Origin of the sequence: Bradyrhizobium sp. AZCC 1721 (assembly GCF_036924715.1) — a bacterium.
GTDB lineage: Bacteria > Pseudomonadota > Alphaproteobacteria > Rhizobiales > Xanthobacteraceae > Bradyrhizobium.
The window spans coordinates 5616116-5639153 of the sequence record NZ_JAZHSB010000001.1 but is presented as its reverse complement, the minus strand read 5'-3'; the positions used below and the strand labels follow the sequence as shown (position 1 = coordinate 5639153).

1 protein-coding gene and 1 pseudogene are annotated in these 23038 nt (G+C 64.9%); both read left to right on the top strand.

Features of this window, described 5'->3' with window-relative positions; translation table 11 throughout:
• Position 1 precedes the first annotated feature (1 nt).
• Positions 2-6593, top strand: a pseudogene (locus tag V1273_RS26970) (amino acid adenylation domain-containing protein).
• Positions 6586-23031, top strand: a complete 16446-nt coding sequence (locus V1273_RS26965; protein ID WP_334411465.1) for a non-ribosomal peptide synthase/polyketide synthase — start codon at positions 6586-6588, stop codon at positions 23029-23031. The pseudogene V1273_RS26970 and the gene V1273_RS26965 overlap by 8 nt, the downstream one beginning before the upstream one ends.
• The last annotated feature ends 7 nt before the right edge of the window (positions 23032-23038 follow it).

Sequence of the window (23038 nt, the reverse complement as noted above, 5' to 3'; positions counted from 1 at the left end):
CATGGCTGAACCATCAATGCCAAGTTTGCGTGATCTGGATTCCGCACAGGTGAAAAAGCTCCTGTCGCTGGCGAGAGACCGCGGTCGAACTGCCGGCAAGAATGCAATCTCCTCGATTCCGGCGGTGCCGCGCGGCGAGCCGCTGGAATTGTCTTTTGCACAGCAGCGGCTTTGGTTGCTGGCGCAGGTCGATGGCGCCAACGCCAACTATCACATTCGCGGCGCTTTGCGCCTCGCGGGTGATCTCGACGTCGATGCATGGCGTCGCAGCCTTGACCGGTTGTTTGCGCGTCACGAAGCGCTGCGCAGTGTCTTCCGCGTGGTCGAAGGAAAGCCTTGCGTTGAATCGCTGTCGGCCGATGAGCACCTGCCGGTGCTCGAACATGATTTGCGGCAAAGCCTGAATGCCGAACAGGAACTCGCGCGCTTGTGCCGCGAGGAGGTCGCTACGCCGTTTGATCTCGCCGCAGGACCATTGATCCGCGGACGCCTGATACGGACAGCGGAGAAGAAGTATCTGTTCCTGCTCACCCAGCATCACATCATATCTGACGGCTGGTCGATGGGCGTGCTCGTGCGCGAACTGGGCGCGCTTTACCGAGCCTTCACGGCGGGCCAACATGATCCGTTGCTGCCGCTGGCAATTCAGTATCCGGACTACGCTGCCTGGCAACGGCAGTGGCTGACGGGCGAGCGGTTGCAGCGGCAGGTCGACTATTGGCGGCAGGCGCTCGCGGGCGCTGCCGCGGTGCTCGAATTGCCGACAGACCGGCCCCGCCCGCCGGTCAGGTCTCTCGCCGGCGCGTCATTGCCGATCGAGATCGACGCCGAGCTTGCGCATCGCATCAGGATATTCAGCCAGTCGCACCGCGCGACGGCATTCATGACGGTGCTGGCGGCCTGGGCGGCGGTGTTGTCAAAACTTTCCGGGCAGACCGATCTCGTGATCGGCACGCCGACGGCAAACCGCAACAGGCGCGAAATCGAGGGCCTGGTCGGCTTCTTCGTCAACATGCTGGCGCTCCGCGTCGATTTATCGGGAGAGCCTGATGTGGCGGAGTTGCTCAGCCGCGTGCGCGCTGCGGCGCTCGAAGCTCAGGATCATCAGGATCTGCCGTTCGAGCAACTCGTCGAGATCATTCAGCCGCCGCGGCGGCTAGAGCATACGCCGGTCTTTCAGGTCGTGTTCGCCTGGCAGAACAACGAGGCGGCAATCGTTGAGCTACCAGGCCTCAAGGCCGAGATAGCCGATATCCCGCTGCAGCAGGTCAAGTTCGATCTCGAGCTCAATCTGGGCGAAGTGGACGGCCGCATCGTCGGTGCCTTGAACTATGCAACGGCACTGTTCGGCGAAGCGACGATCAAGCGTTACCGGGACTATCTGCTCGTCTTGCTGCGGGCCATGGTCATCGACGCGGATCAAATCGTCGATCAAATCGATATTGTCGGCCAAGAGGAACGCAAGCTCGTTCTGGATACATGGAACGAAACTGCTGCGCCGTTCCCATCGGAGCGCTGCATCCACGAACTGTTCGCAGAGCAAGTCCGAACCGCCCCCGAAGCCACAGCGCTGGTTCACGAGGACGTTCGTCTGAGCTATGGCGAGCTTGATGCGAAGGCCAATCGGCTCGCGCGGCACCTGATCGCTTTGGGCGTCGGTCCAGATCAGCCGGTCGCGATCTGCCTGGAGCGCGGCATCGCCATGGTCGTCAGCCTGCTGGCCGTGCTGAAGGCGGGCGGCGCCTATCTGCCGCTGGATCCGGCCTATCCTGCGGAGCGGCTGCGGCAGATCGTGGAGGATGCAAGCCCGGGATTGTTGATCGTTGACGATGCCGGACGCGCAATCTTCGCGGATGCGGCGTGCAAGGTTGTCGATCTGGAGGCGAGCGCATCCACCGTCGCCAGTCTGGCGGCATCAGATCCAGGCGACCGTGTCACGGGACTTACATCGCGGCATCTCGCCTACATCATCTACACGTCCGGCTCTACCGGCCGGCCAAAGGGGGTGATGGTCGAGCATCGCGGCCTGGTAAATCTGGCGCTGGCACAGCGAGCGCTGTCTGACGTTTCCCAGCGCAGCCGCATCGTGCAGTTTGCCTCGTTCAGCTTCGACGCCAGCACCTGGGAAATTGTCATGGCCCTGTGCTCGGGGGCCGAGCTGTTTCTCGTCGGTCCGCGACAGCACCGCAATACGTCGGAACTGCTCGATTTTCTCTCGGACAACGCCATTACGCACGCGACCTTGCCGCCGGCCATGCTGCAGGGGCGGGGATGATCTCGACAGGCTGGCGTCGCTGCAGGTGCTCGTCGTCGCCGGCGAATTGCCCAAGGTGGAATTGATCAAGGATCTGCCGCCTGGCGTTGCCGTCTTCAATGGCTACGGGCCGACGGAAACAACGGTCTGCGCTACCAGTTGGCTGCGGCCGGCGGGGTTTGATGGCGATGTCGTCCCAATCGGTCGTCCGCTTCCCAATACGCGAATCTATCTGCTGGACAGGTTCGCTGCGCCCGTTCCGCTCGGGGCGACCGGCGAAATCTATATCGGCGGGGCAGGGGTCGCTCGCGGCTATCTCAATCGCGCCGACCTGACGGCGGAACGTTTCGTGCGCGATCCCTTCAGTAGCGTTACTGGCGCGCGAATGTATCGCAGCGGCGATCTCGGACGTTACCTGCCGGACGGCAACATCGCGTTCCTCGGCCGCAACGATCATCAGGTAAAAATCCGCGGCTTCCGCATTGAATTGGGCGAGATCGAGTTTCGCCTTAATGAGCACACCGGCGTGACCGACGCGGTGGTGCTGGCGCTTCAGGATCGCAGCGGTGACCCCCGGCTGGTCGCCTATGTGGCCACGAAGGACGACGGCGTGAAGCGTGATGCCGGTGAATTTGCGGCTGCGATGCGCAATCACCTCCGTGAGCGCTTGCCGGACTACATGGTGCCGTCGGCGTTCGTGCGCCTGGACACACTGCCGCTGACGCCGAACGGCAAGGTCGATCGCAGGGCGCTGCCCGCGCCGGAGGATGATGCCTTTGCAAGGCGCAGTTTCGAGCCGCCGCAAGGGGAGACCGAGGAGGTCGTCGCAAGGATCTGGACCGAGCTGCTCGGCGTCGATCGTATCGGACGCAACGATCACTTCTTTGAACTGGGCGGCCACTCGCTGCTTGCGGTCCGCATGCTGGAACGCTTGCAGCGGCATTCGCTGAGCGCCGATGTGCGCGCGCTGTTCGCCAATCCCGTGCTCGCCGATTTCGCCGCCAGCCTCAATGGCGGCGTCGGCGCGGCTGTTCCGGCCAATCTGATCACGCCGCAGACGACGGCGATTACGCCTGAGCTGCTGCCGTTGATCGCGTTGAAGCAATCCGACATCGACAGCATCGTGGCCAACGTGCCCGGCGGCATCGCCAACATCCAGGATATCTACGGCCTGTCACCGCTACAGGATGGCATCCTGTTTCACCATCTGCTGTCGAAGCAGGGCGACCCGTATCTGCTGGTCGGCCAGATGGCGTTCGCAAGCCGCGACCTGATCGACCGTTATCTCGCCGCCGTTCAGCAGGTCATCGACCGGCACGATATTCTCCGCACGTCCATTGCATGGGAGGGGCTATCAGCTCCGGCGCAGGTGGTTTGGCGGCGAGCTTCTGTAGTCATCACCGAGGTCGTGCTGGACCGCGAGAGCCCGGCGCATGAGCAGCTTGCGCGGCGTTTCGATCCGCGCCGCCATCGGATCGATCTTGGCAAGGCGCCGCTGTTGCGATTTGCGGTCGCGCGCGATCCCGGCGAGGAGCGCTGGCTGCTTTTGGTGTTGCTGCATCATATGATCGGCGATCACTCCACTCTGGAAGTGATGCACGAGGAAGTGCAGCAAATATTGTCCGGACGCGGTCATGAGCTTCCGGCTCCCTATCCGTTCCGGAATCTGGTGGCGCAGTCGCGTGGATCGGCAGCTATTGCGGAGCACGAGCGCTTCTTCCGAAGCATGCTGTCTGATATCGATGAGCCGACCACGCCGTTTGGGCTGGATCGCGTGCATGGCGACGGTGGCGGCGTGGCGGAAACGCGGCGAACGCTTCCGGAGCAGCTCAATGCACGGCTCCGCGCTCTGGCACGGCGGCTGGGGGTTAGCCTTGCCAGCCTCTGCCATCTCGCATGGGGTCAGGTAGTGGCGCGAAGCAGCGCGCGTGAGCACGTCGTGTTCGGCACGGTTCTGTTCGGCCGAATGCATGCGGGCGCCGGCGGCGACCGCACCATGGGGCTGTTCATCAATACATTGCCGCTGCGGCTTGATCTCGATGACAGCGCGGTTGAAGACAGCGTTCGTCATGCTCACGCAAGGTTGGCCGAGCTGATGGCACATGAACATGCCTCGCTGGCGCTCGCGCAGCGATGCAGCGGTGTCGCCGCGCCCGCGTCCCTGTTCAGTTCGATCCTGAATTACCGGCACAACGCCATGCCGGAGGCTTCGTCCACGGGGCAGGGCGGCGCAGGCCTGAAGGGCATCGAGTGGCTCGGCGGCGAAGAGCGTACGAACTATCCCTTGATGATGGCGGTCGAGGATTATGGTCAGGCGCTCGGCTTGACCGCTCAAGTCGTCCATCCGCTCTCGGCCGATCGCATCTGCGCCTTGATGCAGCAGGCGCTCGATCAGATGGCGGAGGTGCTGGAGCGCGCGCCTCGCTCTCCGGTGCGGCAACTGGATGTTCTGCCTGACGAAGAGCGTCAGCTTTTGCTGGAGACGTGGAATCGGACGCAGGCACAATATCCACGGGACCGCTCGTTTATCGAACAGTTCGAGGCGCAGGTCGATCAATCTCCGGACGCTGTTGCCCTGGTGTTTGGCGATAAGGAGCTGAGTTATCGCGCGTTGAACGTGCGCGCCAATCGGCTGGCGCGGCGGCTGCGTGATCGCGGCGTCGGAACCGACGCGGTGGTGGGGCTGGCGCTGGAGCGCGGCGTCGAGATCATGGTCGCGCTGCTCGCGGTATTGAAGGCGGGCGGGGCCTATCTGCCGCTCGATCCGGACTATCCGGCGGAGCGGCTGGCGCACATGCTGCGCGACAGCGGTGCGGCGCTGGTGCTGACGCAACGGGCGCTGCTGGATCAGTTTGCGCCGGTGCTGGAGGAGACCGGCGCCGAGGCGTGGCTGCTCGACGAGAAGCAGCACGAAGATGGCGAGGGCGGTGACGGCGGCAATCTTGATGTCGTGGTCCACCCCGAAAGCCTGGCTTATGTGATCTACACCTCGGGCTCGACCGGCCTGCCCAAGGGCGTGATGGTCCGCCATGATGCGGTGACAAACTTTCTGGCGACGATGGCGGATCGGCCGGGCCTTACGCGCGAGGATCGCGTGCTCGGCCTGACCTCACTGTCGTTCGACATCGCGGTGCTGGAACTGTGGCTGCCGCTCACGCGCGGAGCATGCGTGGTGCTGGCGGATCGCGCGGCTGCGCATGATCCGTCGCGGCTCAAGGCGATAGTGGTGACGCACGGCGTCACCATGATCCAGGCGACGCCGTCAACCTGGCGGATGCTGCTCGATCATGACGATGGCCAACTGCTACCCGCGAGTTGCCGCGTGCTGTGCGGCGGCGAGGCCTTGCCGCCGGACCTGGCGCGGCGGCTGGTGGCGCAGGCCGGCGAGGTCTGGAACCTGTACGGCCCGACCGAGACCACGGTGTGGTCGGCCCGCCACCGCCTCGATGCCAAGGACGATCGTCCGGTGCTGGGCGGCCCGATCGGCAACACCACGTTGCATATCCTCGACAACGACCTCAACCTGGCGCCGGTTGGCGTTGCGGGCGAGCTCTATATCGGCGGCGCGGGCCTGGCGCGCGGCTACTGGCAGCGCGGCGCGCTGACCGCGGAGCGCTTCATCCCCGATCCGTTCGGCCCGCCAGGCGCGCGGCTCTACCGCACCGGCGACGTGGCGCGGTGGCGCGCCGACGGCGTGATCGAATATATCGGCCGCGCCGACCACCAGGTGAAGATCCGCGGTTTTCGGATCGAGCTCGGCGAGATCGAGGCGCGGCTGTTGGCGCAGGCTGGCGTGCGGTCGGCGGTGGTGGTGGCGCGCGAGGTCGGCGCTGCCCGCCAGCTCGTTGGCTATGTCAGCGGTGAAATGTCGCTGGACGGGACAGCTCTCAAGACCGCGCTGTCGTCGCTGCTGCCGGACTACATGGTGCCGGCGCGGATCGTGGTGCTGGACCGGCTGCCGCTGACGCCGAACGGCAAGATCGACCGCAAGGCGCTGCCCGCCCCGGACCAGCTCGCGACATCAACCGAGCGCGTGGCACCGCGCACGCCGGCCGAAGTGGCGCTCGCCGCGATCTGGGCCGATCTGCTGCGCCAGCCCAATGTCGGCGTCACCGACAATTTCTTCGAGCTCGGCGGCGACTCTCTCACCGCCGTCCAGCTCGTCAGCCGCATCAAGCGCGATCTCGGTCACGACCTGCCGCTGAACCGCCTGTTTGAAATGACGACCATCGAGACGATGGCTGCTGCGCTTGCCCCGGAGATTCAGGTCGACAAGCGCAGCGACGACATCGCCGCGATGCTCGACATGTTGAAGGAAGTCGAACTTTCCGATGAGTGATATCGCCGCCACGCAGAAGCAGCAGCTTCGTGACATCTCACGACGCTTGATGCGCCTTGATGCCAGCAAGCAACAAGCGTTCCTGACGCAGCTCGCGGCGAAGGGCGTCAATCTCGCCATGCTGCCGATTGCGCGTCAGGAGAAAACGCGGGCACCGCTTTCCTTTGCGCAATCGCGCCTCTGGTTCTTGTGGCGGATGGATCCGGATAGCGCCGCCTACAACATATCGGCGACGGTACGGGTGCGAGGGCAGCTCCAGCGGCACGCCCTGCAGCAGGCCTTCGATGCGCTGGTCGCCCGTCACAGCGCGCTTCGTACGGTGTTCCGGCAGCAGGGCAAGGAAGCCGAGCAGGTCGTGCTCGACCCGCAACCGTTCGCGTTGCGGCATGTAGCGCTCGATGGCGATGACAGCGAGCAACAGGCGTATCTGCTGGCGCGGCAGGAAGGATCGCTGCCGTTCGATCTCGAAGCCGGCCCGCTGATGCGCGCCGCGCTGCTGAGGCTGGAACAAGACGACCATCTCCTTGTCGTCAGCCTGCATCACATCGTGGCCGATGGCTGGTCGATGGGCGTGCTGGTCGACGAGTTCTGGCGCTTATACGCGGCATTCGCAGGCGGCGAGGCGCCGGTCTTGCCGGAGCCTGATATTGAATATGCCGACTATGCCTGTTGGCAGCGGCTCTGGATGAGCGCCGTCGATGGCGAGCGCCAGGTCAATTACTGGACGGCGCGCTTAAAGGATCCGGCGGCGCTGCAGCTTCCAATCGATCGGGCGCGGCCGGCGGTTCTCGATCTCGCCGGCGCCGCGCTCCGCATGGCGCTCGATCCGGCGCTCGCCGAGGGCTTGCGCGCGGTGGCGCGCCGGCATCAGACCACGCTGTTCGTCGTCCTGCTGGCGAGCTTCAAACTGCTGCTCTATCGCTACACCGGCCAGTCCGACATCAGCGTCGGCGTGCCGGTCGCCAATCGCCACCGCGACGAGACGCACGGCGTGATCGGGCTGTTCGTCAACACCCAGGTGCTACGCACGCAGCTCGATGGTCGCGCGACGATCGCTGACTTCATCGCATCCGTTCATTCGGCCACGATCGAAGCCCAGGAGAACCAGGACCTTCCGTTCGAGCGGTTGCTGGAAATCCTGCAACCCAAGCGCAGCCTGAGCCAGAACCCACTCTTTCAGGTGCTCTACAATCATCAGCGTCGGCGCGTGTCGGACAATCCGCCCGACCGTACCGGTCTGCAGATCGAGAAGATCGACGCCGAAGTCGACACGGTCAAGTTCGACCTGGCGCTCGACAGCGAAGAGGGACCAGCAGGGGAAATCCGCGCGATCTTTACCTATGCGACCGCGCTGTTCGAGCCGGCGACGATCGAACGCCTTGCGTCGCATTGGATCACGATCCTGAACACGATGGTTGAGGACGGCGCGCAGTCGGTCGCCGGCATGGCACTGCTTTCCGCGCAGGAAGTGGCCACGCTGCGCGAGTGGAACTGCGGGGGTGCCGGGATGGGCGCGCCGTTTACGCCGGTGCACCAAACGGTCGCGCGGCTGGCCACGGAAACGCCTGACGCGCCGGCGCTCATCTTTGGCGACGATGTGATCTCCTATGCCGAGCTTGACCGTCGCGCCAATCGGCTCGCACATCGTCTGATCCGCCTGGGCGTCAGTCCTGCCGATCTGGTCGGCATCTCGGCGCGGCGCTCGCCATCGCTCGTTGCAGCCTTGCTGGCTATATTGAAGACCGGCGCGGCCTATCTGCCGCTCGATCCCGAGCATCCGGCAAAACGACAGGTCGGAACCATGCACGACGCCGGCGCGCGCTTCGTGCTGGTTGATTTGGAAGGCTCGGCACTCACTGCGCTTCCGTCAGCGATCACGGCGGTCCCGCTCGACGCGAACGATCTCGGCCAAGAGCCGCAGAGCGATCCCGGCATTGCCGTCGAAGCAACAAGCCTTGCCTATGTGATCTACACCTCGGGCTCCACCGGCATCCCGAAGGGAGTAGCCGTCGAGCATGGGCCCTTTGCGATGCATTGCGAGGTGACCGCCGGACTCTACCACATGGACCGGCATTCGCGCGAATTGCACTTCCTGTCCTTTACGTTCGACGGCGCCCATGAGCGGCTCTGGACCGCGCTGACTTGCGGCGCGGCGCTCGTGATGCGCGACGAGAACCTTTGGTCGGCCGAACAGACGCTGGACGTTCTGCGCGAGCAGCGCGTTACCAATGCGGGCTTTCCGCCGGCCTATTTGCAGCAGCTCGCCGACTTTGCGGCGTGGCGCGGCGATCCGCCGCCGGTCGGGCTTTACTCGTTCGGCGGCGAGGCCATGCCGAAGGCAGGCTTCGACAAGGTCAAGCGCGCGCTCAAGCCGCGGACATTGATCAACGGCTACGGCCCGACTGAAACCGTCGTGACGCCGCTGGTCTGGAAGGTCGATGCCAGCGAAGAGATCGAGGGCAACTATGCGCCCATCGGCCGTCCCGTGGGACGCCGCTCGGCTTATATTCTGGATGGGGACCTGAACATCGTGCCGGTTGGCGTAACCGGCGAATTGTTCATTGGCGGCGAGGGACTGGCGCGAGGTTATTGGCGGCGCGCCGGACTGACGGCCGAGAGATTCATCCCCGATCCCTTTGGTGCGCCGGGCGCGCGGCTGTATCGCACCGGCGATTTGGCGAGATGGCGCCCCGATGGCGTGATCGAGTATGTCGGGCGCTCCGATCACCAGGTGAAAATCCGCGGCTTCCGGATCGAGCTCGGCGAGATCGAGGCGTGGCTGATGCGCCAGCCGGGCGTGCGATCGGCGGTGGTCGTTGCCCGCGAAGCCGGCGTAACCAGCCAACTGGTCGGCTATGTCGCCGGCGAGGGCACGTTCGATGAAGCGGCAATGCGCGCGGCACTTTCAGACGAACTGCCCGATTACATGGTGCCGGGCCGTATCGTGAAGCTTGAGCGGCTGCCGCTCACCGCGCACGGCAAGGTGGACCGCGGAGCGCTGCCGGCGCCCGAGATGCCCTCTGCAACGGCCGCACATGTCGCGCCGCGCACCGCGACCGAGGCGACGCTTGCCGCGATCTGGGCCGAGCTGCTTGGTCAGCCGCTCATTGGCGTTGACGACAATTTCTTCGAACTCGGCGGCGATTCCATCATCTCGCTGCAACTGGTCGGCCGCGCCCGGCAGGCGGGCCTCGTGATCGAACCGCGTGACGTTTTCCGGCACCAGACCTTGCAGGAGCTGGCGCGGGCCGCGCGCATTGAGCGGTCGGTGGAAGCGGCGGCTCCCGAGAGAGACCTCGAGGGCAGCGAACATCTGCTGTTGCCGATCCAGGTGCGATTCTTCAGCGAGGATGCCGGCGAGCGTCATCACTGGAATCAGGCCGTCCTGTTGATGCCGAAGGCGCGGCTGGATTGGGCGAGCGTTGAGCGCGCGGTCGCCGCTGTTATCGCGCGTCACGACGCCCTGCGTCTTAGCTTCAAGGAAGTCGATGGCGCTTGGCGCGCAACCTATGGCGCCGCGCCGGCAGCTTCGGAGTTGTTGTGGATCCGGAGCGGCATCCGCGATGCAGCCGAGGTAACGGCCGCCGCTTCCGCCGCCCAGGCGAGCCTGTCGCTGGCAGGTCCGCTGTTGCGCGTCGTCGGCATGGATCTCGCCGACGGCAGCCAGCGGCTTCTTATCGTCGTGCACCATCTCGTCATCGACGGCGTATCATGGCGCGTGCTGCTCGAAGACTTTGCTGCGGCCTACGGGCAGTTTCAGCAAGGCGCAGCGTCGATCGCGCTGGCGAGGAGCCGGTCCTATGCATCCTGGGGCGTGCGCTTGCAGGCACATAGCGGCACAGATGAGCTGTCTGCCGAATTGCCCTATTGGCTCGAACGGGGATCGCGCGTCGATCTGCCGTGCGACGACGATCATGATGGTGTCGACCGGGTTGCTGAGGGCGAGGAAATCCTGCTGGCATTCGATGCCGGGCTAACGACGCGGCTGCTCAAGGAAGCGCCGTCCGCCTACCGGACCCAGGTCAGCGATCTGCTGCTGGCGGCATTGGCGCGGGCGGTATCGCGCTGGAGCGGAATTGAGGACGTTGTCGTCGAACTCGAAGGGCACGGCCGCGAGGACATCTTCTCTGGGGTGGATATTTCCCGCACGGTCGGCTGGTTCACCACCGCTTTCCCGGTGCGCTTGCCGGGCGGCTCCGGCGATGATGCTTCCCTGATCAAATCCGTTAAAGAAGAGCTTCGGGCGATTCCCGCCCGCGGGTTGGGCTTCGGCATATTGCGCTATCTCGGCACCGAGGCGCAGCGCCATGCGCTTGCCGCGCTGCCCGAGCCGCGCATCGTTTTTAACTATCTCGGCCAGTTCGATTCCAGCGTGGGTGAGGGCACACCGTTCAGGATCGCTCCTGAGAGCGCCGGGCCGTCGCGCAGCGACAGCGCGCCGCTTGGCCGCTGGCTGAGCATCAACGGCCAGGTGCGGGAAGGCCAGCTACGGCTGTCGTTCAGCTACGGCCGCAGGCGTTACCGGCGAGCCACGATCGAACGCCTCGCAGAGCATTATGCCGCGGCGCTGAGAGAACTCGTCGACCATTGCACAAGTGGCGCCCGCGGCATCACGCCGTCGGACTTCGCATTGTCGAATTTGAGGCAAGCCGATCTCGATCTCCTGGGCGCGACGATCGATTGCCGCGATATCGAAGACATCTATCCGCTGTCGCCGATGCAGCAGGGCATGCTTTTCCATGCGCTGCGCGACGGAGAAAGTGGCAATTACGTCAACCAGGTAGGTCTCGAAGTGCGAGGTCTCGATGCCGGCAGGTTGCGTGCAGCCTGGCACGAGGTGGGCGCGCGTCATGCGGTGCTGCGAACCGGCTTTGCCTGGCGCGAGCTGTCAGGCGCGGCACAGCAGGTGGTATATCGCCATGTGACGCTGCCATTCGTGGAAGAAGACTGGCGCGAGCAGGCCGCAGCCATGGACTGCGGCGAACTCGATGCGGCGCTGGCGAAGGCGTCGCAGGCCGAGCGCGCTAGGGGATTCGACCTGTCGCAGGCGCCGTTGCAGCGCGTGCGCCTGATCCGGCTTGACGAAAGCCGTCACTGGCTGATCTGGACGCATCATCATATCCTGCTGGACGGCTGGAGTTCGGCGCGGCTGGTGGCCGAGATACTGCAACATGAACGCGGCCATCGTTTACCTGCCGTGCAGGGCCGCTACCGCGACTACATCGCCTGGCTGCAACGGCAGGACCGCGACGTGTCCGGGACGTTCTGGCGCACGGCATTGGCGGAACTGGATGAGCCGAGTTTCCTGGTGGATACGCTGGGAGGACCTGCATCCACCGGCGCGTCCGGCCATGGTTCGCTCGACCTGCTTCTCACTGCCGATCTGACGGCAAAGCTGCACGCATTTGCAAGGCGCGAGCGCGTCACGCTGAACACCCTGTTGCAGGGCGCATGGGCGCAATTGTTGCGCCGTCATACCGGTCAGCGCGTGGTCTGCTTCGGTGCGACGGTATCGGGCAGGCCGGCAGAGATCGGCGGGTCCGAGGACATGGTGGGCCTGTTCATCAACACCCTGCCGGTTGTGGATCGGGCAAATCCGCAAACCGATGTTGGTGCATGGCTGCGGGACCTGCAGGAACGCAACATCGAGCTGCGCGATCACGGCTGGATGCCGCTCTACGAGATCCAGCGCCTCGCCGGACGATCCGGTCGGCCGCTGTTCGACAATATCCTGGTGTTCGAGAACTATCCGATCGACCAGGCCTTGCGCGGCGAGAACGAAAGCGGTCGCCGCTTCGGGCGGGTCGAGCAGGTCTCGATTACCAACTATGCGCTGACGGTGGCGGTGTTCGCCAAGACCGACGGGGTCAATCTCGGCTTCCGCTACGACCGAGCCCGGTTCGATGAAGGCCAGGTCAGATATCTGCAGCTCACGCTGTCGCGGCTCCTTGCCGAGATCGTCGCGGATGCTTCCCGACCGCTGGGTGAACTCAGCGGGCTCGATGCCGATGAGACGCGGAAGGTGCTCGGCTGGAGCGGTGGCTTTGCCAAGGCGCCGAATGTTGGCGACAGTATCGTTGCTCAGATCGAGGCTCGGGCGGCTGCTTCGCCATCCGCGATTGCGTTGGTATTTGGCGACCAGCAGGTCAGCTATGAGGAGCTGAACGCTCGCGCCAATCGTCTGGCGCGACGGTTGCAAGGCCATGGCATCGGCCGCGACCGGTTGGTCGGGCTCGCACTGGAGCGCAGCGTCGAGCTGATCGTCGGTGTTCTCGCCGTGCTGAAAGCCGGCGGAGCCTATCTGCCGCTCGATCCCGATTATCCGCCGGACCGTCTTCTGCATATGCTGCGCGACAGCGGAGCTGCGCTGGTGCTGACGCAAGGCCGGCTGCTGGATCGTCTCGCGCCCGTAATTGCGAACGTGTCCGTTGAAGCCTGGGCTATAGAAAGAGAAAGGGAGACTTGGGCAGGAGAGCCGGTCCGCAATCTCGACGTGACGCTGCATCCGGACGGCCTGGCCTATGTGATGTACACGTCAGGATCGACCGGCTTGCCCAAGGGCGTGGCCTGCTCGCACGGTGCGCTGGCCGCGCGGCTTGGCTGGATGCAGGCGGAGTATCGCCTCGATGCCGGCGAGACCTTGCTGCAGAAAACGCCGTTCAGCTTCGACGTCTCGGTCTGGGAGATCCTGTGGCCGCTCGCGACCGGCGCACGGCTTGCGATCGCAGCGACGGGAGCGCATCGGGAGCCGCGGCTGCTGGTCGATGCCATCGTCGCTCACGACGTGACGACGTTGCATTTCGTGCCGCAGATGCTCGAGCATTTTGCTGCCGAGCCCGAAGCGAAACGCTGCGTCAGCTTGAGGCGGCTATTTGCCGGCGGCGAAGCCTTGTCGGCGGAGTTGAAGGCGCGTGTGCTCGCAGCGTTTCCCAATGTGCGTTTCGATAATCGCTACGGTCCGACCGAAGCCCTGATCAATGCCACGTACTGGAACTGTCGTGACGATGGCGCGGCGCGGGTGCCGATCGGACGGCCGATCCCGGGTACGGTCACACGTATCCTCGATACCGACCTGAACATGGTGCCGGCCGGCGTGACCGGTGAATTGTTCATTGGTGGAGCAGGGCTGGCGCGGGGCTACTGGCGACGCCGGGCGCTGACGGCGGAACGCTTCCTTCCCGATCCCTTCGGCCGCCCTGGCGCGCGGCTATATCGAACGGGTGATTTGGCGCGTTGGCGCGCCGACGGCGCGATCGAGTATATCGGGCGGTCCGATCACCAGATCAAGATCCGCGGATTCCGCATCGAGCTCGGAGAGATCGAGGCACGGCTGCTCGAGCAGCCTGGTGTCCGCGCCGCGGTGATGGTGGCGCGCGAGGTCGGATTAGGCCGCCAGCTCGTCGGATACGTCAGCGGCGCGAGTGAACTGGAGGAACAGGTCTTGCGGACGGCGCTGTCGGCCGTTCTGCCTGATTACATGATGCCGTCGCGGATCGCAGTGCTGGAGCGGCTGCCGCTGGCGCCGAACGGCAAGATCGACCGGCACGCACTCCCGGCGCTCGACGCCGCGTCCACGGTTGCGCAGTACGAGGCACCGCATACGCCGGCCGAACTGGCGCTCGCGGCGATCTGGACCGAACTGCTCGGCCGTCCTGCTGTGGGCCTTGCCGACAATTTCTTCGAGCTCGGCGGCGATTCGATCATCTCGCTGCAGATGGTGAGCCGGGCCCGCCGCGCCGGTTACCTGATCGAACCGCGCGATGTGTTTCAGCATCAGACGCTCGAAGCGCTGGCGCTCGCCGCACGTGCCGAGCAGCGCAGCGAGGCGCTCGCCGATCAGGGGCAGGTCATTGGCCCGCACACATTGCTGCCGATCCAGGCGCGGTTCTTTGCAGAGGACGCCGGAGAGCGCGATCACTGGAACCAGGCCGTGCTGCTGCGGCCGAGGGATCGTCTGGATTGGGAAATGATGCGGCGCGCGATGGCAGCCGTGATCGACCATCATGACGCGCTGCGGCTTCGCTTCGAGGAAACCGAAGGAACGTGGCGCGCGGCGCATGGTGCCGCGCCCGCCGCCGGCGATTTACTTTGGATACGAAGCGCGGCCGACGGGGAAGCCGTGACGGCGTTGGCGGCATCAGTGCAGGCAAGCCTTTCGATATCGAGGGGACCGCTGCTGCGGGCGGTCGGGATCGACGTCGCCGATGGCACTCAGCGTTTTCTGATCGTGATCCATCATCTGGTGGTCGACGGCGTGTCGTGGCGGATTCTGCTGGAAGACGTCGCCGCCGCCTATGCGCAGCTAGTGAACGGCGACGCGGCGGTTGCGCTTCCGCCGAAGAGCCACCCCTATGCCGTGTGGGGCAAGCGGCTGCAAGATTATGCAGCATCGCCCGAACTGGCGACTGAATTGTCTTATTGGATCGATCGCCGTGCGGATGCGGATATTCCCTGCGATGACGACCATGGCGGCACCGACTATGTCGCCGATGCCGATGAAGTCTTGCTCACGTTCGAGCGGGAATTGACGCAGCGCCTGCTGATGGACGCGCCGGCCGCCTATCGTACGCAGATCAACGATCTTCTTCTCGCCGGCCTTGCACGCGCTGTCTGGCAATGGAGCGGACAGGACGATGTGCTGGTCGAGCTGGAAGGCCACGGCCGCGAGGACCTGTTCGGCGATCTCGATATCTCGCGCACCGTCGGCTGGTTCACCACCGCGTTTCCCGTGCGGCTGGCTGGCGGGTCACAGGACCCCTCGTCACTCATCAAGACCGTGAAGGAGGAACTTCGCGGCATTCCCGGCCGGGGACTCGGTTATGGCGTATTGCGCTATCTCGGCTCCGAAGAGCAGCGCGCGGCGCTGGCTGACATTGCCGAGCCGAAGCTTGCCTTCAACTATCTCGGCCAGATCGACGGCGGCGTTGAAGACGCGGCATTGTTCGCCATGGCATCGGAGAGCGCGGGCCCCTCGCGTGACGCATCGAGCCCGTTGCGGCGCTGGCTCAGCGTGAACGGCACCGTGCGCGAAGGCCAGTTGCGGCTTTCGTTCGGCTTCGGTCGCAAGCGCTATCGGCGCGAGACGATCGAGCGACTGGCTGGGCTGTACGAAGCGGCGCTGCGCGAACTGGTCGATCACTGCACCAGCGGCGCCTGCGGCGTGACGCCGTCGGACGTGGCACTGTCAGGACTTGGCCAGGCCGATCTCGACAGGCTGGAGTTGGATTGGCGAGAGATCGAGGACATCTATCCGTTGTCGCCGATGCAGCAGGGCATGCTGTTCCATGCCATGCACGACGGCGAGAGTGGGCTTTACGTCAATCAGGTCGCTGCGGAAGTGCGCGGCCTCGATGCCGGAAAGCTCCATCGCGCCTGGCAGGCGGTCAGCGATCGCCATGCGGTGCTGAGAACGGGCTTCGTCTGGCGCGACCTGGCAGGCTCGCCGCAACAGATCGTCTATCGTCGGGCTGAGGTGCCGTTCGTCGAGGAGGACTGGCGCGCGCGAGCCGCGGCGTCCGAGCCGTCCCAGTTGGAGGCTGCGCTGGGCGAAGTTTCGCTGCGTGAACGGGTCGAAGGGTTCGACCTGTCGAAGCCGCCCCTGCAGCGGGTGCGGTTGATCCGGCTCGGAGAAAATCGTCATTGGCTGATCTGGACGCACCATCACATCCTTCTCGACGGATGGAGCTCGGCGCGGCTGATCGCCGAGGTGATGCAGCACAATGGCGACGGCCGGCTGCCTGCATTGCAGCGTCGCTATCGCGACTACATCGGTTGGCTGCAGAGCCGGGACGGCGATGCATCGGCGGCGTTCTGGCGCAATGCCATGGCAAAGCTGGAAGAACCGAGCTTCCTGGCAGGTGGTCCGACCGAACATGCAGATGCGGAGTCGCCCGGTCACGGCATGCTCACGCTGGAGCTGGATGTTGCGGCGACTGAACGTCTGCAGCAATTTGCTGCGCGCGAGCGTGTGACGCTGAACACGCTCGTGCAAGCGGCTTGGGCGCAACTGCTACGGCAATATACGGGGCAGGGAACGGTTTGCTTCGGCGTCACCGTATCAGGCAGGCCGCCGGAATTGGCCGGCGCAGAGGACATGGTGGGCCTGTTCATCAACACCTTGCCTGTTATCGACGATGTCGGTCCGCAGCAGAAAGTCGGCGCATGGCTGCGTCACTTGCAGGATCGCAATCTGACCTTGCGCGAATACGGCTGGACGCCGCTCTACGAGATTCAGCGCCTGGCGGGACGTCCTGGGCGGCCGCTGTTCGACAGCATCCTGGTGTTTGAGAATTACCCGGTCGACCACGCGCTGATGGGGAAAGATGGACAGATCCGTGTCGGCGAGACCAGGATCGTCGAGACCAGCAATTATCCGCTGTTCGCCAGCATCGGCCTCGATGACCGGCTGCGGCTGGTCTTCAACTATCAGCGCAGGCATTTTGATGAGGCGCAGATCGCGCGGCTGCAGTGCACTTTTGTGCAGTTGATGGACGCGTTGAGTATCGATGCCGATCGGCCCGTCGGCATGATCGCGGCCAGCGATCCGGCTGATGATGCGCTACTCTCCCGGACGAACGACACGCGCCGCGATGAGCCGCGCCGGGGAATTGTCGAGCAGTTCGAGGCGCAGGTCGGTCAATCTCCGGACGCTGTTGCGCTGGTGTTTGGCGATAAGGAGCTGAGTTATCGCGCGTTGAACGTGCGCGCCAATCGGCTGGCGTGGCGGCTGCGTGATCGCGGCGTCGGAACCGACGCGGTGGTGGGGCTGGCGCTGGAGCGCGGCGTCGAGATCATGGTCGCGCTGCTCGCGGTATTGAAGGCGGGCGGGGCCTATCTGCCGCTCGATCCGGACTATCCGGCAGAGCGGCTGGCGCACATGATGCGCGACAGCGGCGCGGCGCTGGTGCTGACGCAGCGGATGCTGTTGGAACAGTTCGCTCCGGTGCTGGAGGAGACCGATGCCGAGGCGTGGTTGCTCGACGAGCAGCAGCACGGAGGTGGCGAGAGCGGTGATGCGGCGAATCTCGGCGTCGCCGTCCATCCCGAGAACCTCGCTTATGTGATCTACACCTCGGGCTCGACCGGCCTGCCCAAGGGCGTGATGGTCCGCCATGACGCCGTGACGAACTTTTTGGCAACCATGGCGGAGCGGCCGGGCCTTACGCGCGAAGATCGTGTGCTTGGCCTGACCTCGCTGTCGTTCGACATCGCGGTGCTGGAACTGTGGCTGCCGCTGACGCTCGGGGCATGCGTGGTGCTGGCCGATCGCGCCGCCGCGCATGATCCCTCGCGCCTCAAGGCGATAGTGGCGAAGCACGGCGTCACGATGATCCAGGCGACGCCCTCGACCTGGCGGATGCTGCTTGATCATGACGGCCCATCACTGCCCCCAAGCTGCCGCGTGCTGTGCGGCGGCGAGGCCTTGCCGCCGGATCTGGCGCGGCGGCTGGTGGCGCAGGCCGGCGAAGTCTGGAACCTGTACGGCCCGACCGAGACCACGGTGTGGTCGGCCCGCCATCGCCTCGATGCCAAGGACGATCGTCCGGTGCTGGGCGGCCCGATCGGCAACACCACGCTGCATATCCTCGACAACGACCTCAACCTCGCGCCGGTTGGCGTCGCGGGCGAGCTCTATATCGGCGGCGCGGGCCTGGCGCGCGGCTACTGGCGGCGCGGCGCACTGACCGCGGAGCGCTTCATCCCCGATCCGTTTGGCCCGCCAGGCGCGCGGCTCTACCGCACCGGCGACGTGGCGCGGTGGCGCGCCGATGGCGTGATCGAATATATCGGCCGCGCCGACCACCAGGTGAAGATCCGCGGTTTTCGGATCGAGCTCGGCGAGATCGAGGCGCGGCTGTTGGCGCAGGCTGGCGTGCGATCGGCGGTGGTGGTGGCGCGCGAGCTCGGCGCTGCCCGCCAGCTCGTCGGCTATGTCAGCGGTGAAACGTCGCTGGACGGGACAGCTCTCAAGACCGCGCTGTCGTCGCTGCTGCCGGATTATATGGTGCCGGCACGGATCGTGGTGCTGGACCGGCTGCCGCTGACGCCGAACGGCAAGATCGACCGCAAGGCGCTGCCCGCGCCGGACCAGCTCGCGACATCAACCGAGCGCGTCGCGCCGCGTACGCCAGCCGAAGCGGCGCTGGCCGCGATCTGGGTCGATCTGCTGCGCCAGCCCAATATCGGCGTCACCGACAACTTCTTTGAGCTCGGTGGCGACTCGATCATCTCGCTGCAGATGGTGAGCCGCGCGCGCCGCGAAGGCGTATCGATCGAGCCGCGCGATGTCTTCCGGCACCAGACGATCGAAGCATTGGCCGCGTTGTCCCGCGACGTCAGCCCGAACAATGACACTCCGGCATCAGCGCGCGGCTCACTGTCGGGTTTGACCAGTGAACAGCTCGATCGGCTCGATCTGGACTGGAGCCGCATCGAGGACATCTACCCGCTGTCGCCGATGCAGCAGGGCATGCTATTCCACAGCCTGCGCGATGCCGGCAGCGGCGTTTACGTCAACCAGGTCAGTGTTGAAATCCGCGGACTTGATGCGGAGCGCCTCGGGAGAGCATGGCGCGAGGTGACCGCTCGCCATCAGATGCTTCGGACCGGCTTCCTGTGGCGCGAGCTTGCCGGATCTCCGCTGCAAGCCGTCTATCGCGACGCCGTCGCGCCGTTCGAACAGGAGGACTGGCGCGGACAAGCCATCAATGAGGACCGGATTGCGGCGGCGCTTGCCGGCGAACGCGCCGCCGAGTTCGATCTCTCGACGCCGCCGCTGCAGCGCGTGCGGCTGCTGCGCCTCAAGGACGACCTCTATCGGCTGATCTGGACCTATCATCACATCCTGATGGACGGATGGAGTTCGGCAAGGTTCGTCGGGGAAGTGCTGGAATGCTATTATGGCGGCTTTCCCGCAGCAAACCCGATGCGTTACCGCGACTATATCGCCTGGCTGTTGGCGCAGGACGCCAAGGCTGCCGAACGTTTCTGGCGCGAACAGCTCAAGAGCTTCGACGAGCCGACGCAACTGGCGGACGCTTTCGGCGCCCGCCGTCACCAGGCATCCGGCCACGAGCGCTGCTACACGCGGCTCGGAGAGACGGCGACCGCGGAGCTGAAAGCATTCGCGCGCCGTGAGCGGATCACGCTCAATACCGTCGTTCAAGGCATCTGGGCGTTGCTGCTGCAACGCTATACCGGCCAGCAGACCGTGACGTTTGGCGTTACGGTTGCCGGCCGCCCGGCTAGTCTCGACGGATCGCAGCAGATGCTCGGGCTCTTTATCAACACGCTGCCCGTGATCGAAACGCCGCCGTCCGCGAGCACGGTCGGAGAATGGCTGCGCGCGTTTCAGGATCGCAATTCGGCGATCCGGGATTATGAGCATACGCCGCTGTACGATATCCAGAGCTGGGCCGGCCGCGCCGGTCAGGCGATGTTCGACAGCATCATCGTGTTCGAAAACTATCCGATCGAGCGCAGCATGCACCGGGGCGACGGCTCGCTGCAGTTCGGCGGCCTCAGGAATGTCGACGTGACGAACTATCCGATGGACCTGTCGGTGCTCGTCGAGGACACGCTTCAGGTCGAGTACACCTCTATGCCGAGCCATTTCACCGCGGCACAGGCGGGGCAGATCAAGGCGCAGTTCGAGCGTCTGCTTGAAGTGCTGACGTGCGACGGGTCGGCGTTGCTCGGCAGTATCGATCCGGTCACGGCGGTCGACGCCGCGCTCGCCGAAAACTGCAATCGCCACGCGACGTCGGCGGCCGCATTGCCGCTGGTTCACGAGTCGATCAGCGCCCACGCGCGGCGTCATCCGGAACGGACAGCGCTTACCATCGGCGGCAGAACGCTCTCGTTCGGGGCGATCGATACCAGGGCCAACCGTCTTGCCCATCACCTGATCGGCCGCGGGTTGAAGCCTGAGCAGCGCGTTGGCGTCGTGGTCGAGCGAACCGAGGCTACGATGGTCGCGCTGCTGGCCGTACTGAAGGCGGGCGGGGCCTACGTTCCGCTCGATCCGGAGATTCCGGCCGAGCGGCGCGCCTTTGTCATGCGCGATGCCGGGATCTCGTTCCTGCTGACGGGACAGCTCGATGTCCGGGAAGGCATCGAGGGTGTCGAGAGAGTCTCCCTTGCGACGTTCAATTTCGATGCCGGCCCGGAGCATGCGCCGCAACCGGAGCTGCATCCCGAGAATCTCGCTTATCTGATCTACACGTCCGGTTCGACGGGAACACCAAAAGGCGTCGCCGTCGCCCATGGGCCGCTCGCGATGCACTGTCATGTCACGGGCCGGCTTTACGAGATCGACGAGAGCTCGTGCGAGTTGCACTTCCTGTCGCTTGCCTTCGATGGTGCCCATGAACGCTGGCTGACGGTCTTGTCGCATGGCGCGCGTCTCTTGATGCGGGACGCCGAATTGTGGACGCCGGAGCAAACGGTTGAGAACCTGCACGCGCATCGTGTCAGCCATATCGGATTGCCGCCGGCCTATCTGCAGCAGGTCGCGGAGGCGGTCGAGCAGGTGGGCAATCCGCCGCCGGTCAAGCTCTACTCATTCGGTGGCGAGGCGATGCCGAAAGCTGGCTTCGACAAGGTCAGGCGCGTTCTGAAGCCCCGGATTCTGATCAATGGCTACGGCCCGACCGAGACCGTCATTACGCCACTGGTCTGGAAGGTCGATGGCGCATCCGAATGCGAGACGCCGTATGCGCCGATAGGGGTGCCGGTCGGCGACCGCCGCGGGTATATCCTCGATAGTTCGCTCAATATCATTCCCGCCGGTGTCGCCGGCGAGCTCTATCTGGGCGGCTTCGGACTGGCGCGCGGCTATTACGGCAAGGCCGGCATGACTGCCGAGCGTTTCGTGCCCGATCCATTCTCTGCGGTGCCAGGCGGGCGGCTATACCGGACCGGTGACCTCGCGCGCTGGCGCGAGGACGGTACCGTCGAATATCTCGGCCGCAGCGACGATCAGGTCAAGGTCAACGGCTTCCGGATCGAGCTTGGCGAGATCCAGACTTCCCTGCTTCGTCACGAGGAGATCGAACAGGCCGCCGTAGTGGCGCTAGCGGGCGCAGCCGGAAACCAACTCGTTGCCTATGTCGCGCCGAAGGCGGCAAAGAACGCAGCGGGAGATGATGCCGAGGCTCTGGTCGACAGATTGACCTCGTTCCTGAAGCAGACCTTGCCTGTTTATATGGTGCCGGCACGGATCATGGTGCTTGAGCGGCTGCCGGTATTGTCGAGCGGCAAGGTTGACCGGCGCGCGCTGCCGGCCCCCGACTCGGCTGGGCGAAGCTTCGTGGCTCCGCAAGGGCCGGCCGAAACCGCGATGGCGCGGCTGTGGGCCGACATCCTCAAGCTGCCGCAGGTCGGCGTCACCGATAATTTCTTCGAGCTCGGCGGCAATTCGATTCTCAGCCTGAAGGTCGTGGCCCGGCTGCGGCAGGACAAGACGTTTGGCATCGAGATCAAGCTGCGCGATCTCCTGCAGAAGCCGACGATCCGCGCGCTGCTCGCGGATAACGCTTCCCCGGAGCCCGCCGCTGCGCCGCCGCCGACAGCGCTGCTGCCGCTGAATGCCGCGGTTGATGGCGCGCATCCGGTATTCTCTGTACACGGCGGCTTCGGCACTGTTTTCGATTATGGGCCGCTGGCGCGCCGCCTCGAAGGACGCCGGCAGGTGATCGGGCTGCAGTCCAGGATGCTGGTCGACAGTTCGTGGAGCGATCGGTCGCTCGAAGCGATGGCGGCGGACTATGCGAGCGAGATCAGGCAGGTTCAGCCAAACGGTCCCTATAGTTTGATCGGCTGGTCGCTCGGAGGCCTTCTCGTCACGCTTGTTGCAGCCGAGCTCGAACGGTGCGGTGAACGCGTCGATTGTCTCCTGATGGTTGACAGCTTTGTGCTGCGGCAGCACGGCGGATCAGATCGGCAAGAAACGGCAGCCCACTGGACCGATGATCTCGCGGGATTGCTGTCGGCCGTTCTTCCGCACGCCGCGGCCGTTCGTATCAGCTCGCATGTAGAGGAAGCGGAGGCCGCAGGCATGCCGGAGACATCCGAGAGCGTCCGGCGTCTGGTCGCACAGATATTGGGGGAGGGAGCATCGACGGACGACACACTGCTTGGTGTCGACGACCTGTCAGCAGCCTTCGCAGTCGGCCGGCACCTCAAGTCCCTGACGCAGAATGCCGCGCCGCCGCGCCGTCTTGCGGTCAAGCCATTGTGCTGGTGGACGTCGGGCCGCCTGACGCAGCGCGATCGGCTGGAGACGCAACTGCCTGATGCCGTTGACCGCGGCGTTGTCGGAGACAACCACTTCACGATCCTCAAAGATGCCGGCTTGCTCGATGAGATCTGCGGCCTGCTCGTGCCGGAGACGGCATCGGCGGCGTCGCAGGACACGGTGCCGGAACCTGCGGAGTGAATATTCG

Excerpts from the sequence above, each read along its gene's own strand:
- V1273_RS26965 (WP_334411465.1), top strand. The coding sequence starts at position 6,586 with ATGAGTGATATCGCCGCCACGCAGAAGCAGCAGCTTCGTGACATCTCA.